This window comes from Mycobacterium alsense, assembly GCF_002086635.1.
Classification (GTDB): domain Bacteria; phylum Actinomycetota; class Actinomycetes; order Mycobacteriales; family Mycobacteriaceae; genus Mycobacterium; species Mycobacterium alsense.
Genome location: NZ_MVHD01000139.1, coordinates 1 through 642, shown reverse-complemented (window position 1 = coordinate 642; position 642 = coordinate 1). Strand labels below are relative to the sequence as shown.

The 642-nt window shown below is 69.8% G+C and carries 1 protein-coding gene; it reads left to right on the top strand.

The window, feature by feature from the left end; genetic code table 11:
- On the top strand, nucleotides 1–642 hold a 642-nt coding region (locus BST11_RS26875), incomplete at both ends, for a DUF222 domain-containing protein (protein WP_244897800.1).

Here is a 642-nt window from a genome sequence, read left to right as displayed (position 1 = left end):
CCCCAAGGAGCGTCTTGCGGTGTTGTTCGAGGAGCTCGCGGAGTTGGCTGGTCAGCGCAACGCGATTGATGGGCGCATCGTGGACATCGCCGCGGAGATCGAGCGCGATGAGTTGTGCGGGATGACGGGGGCCCGCTCGGTGGCGGCGTTGGTGGCCTGGAAGCTGGGGGTGTCGTCGGCCAACGCGCACACGATCACCACGGTGGCGGGCCGGGTGGAGGAGTTTCCGCGCTGCGCGCAAGGCCTGCGGGAGGGGCGGCTGTCGCTGGATCAGGTGGGCGTCATCGCCGCACGCGCGGGCGAGGGATCCGATGCGCACTACGCGCAGCTGGCCGCGGTGGCCACGGTCAACCAGCTGCGCACCGCGGTCAAGCTCGAACCCCGGCCCGACCCCGACCCACGGGCTGAGCCCCAGCGCTGGTTCACCACCACGCGCACCGAGCAGCAAAGCTGCTACCGCATCACCCTTCCCCACCTTGAGGCGGCGAAGTTCGACGCGGCGCTGGCCTCGCATCGTGACGCGCTGATCGCCGAGTGGAAGCGTGATCGCGAAAGCGGTGATCACGCATCCGATGCTGCGCCGCCGCTGCCGGGCACCGTCGAGGCGTTCATGCGCTTGGTCGAGACCGGATGGGACACCGA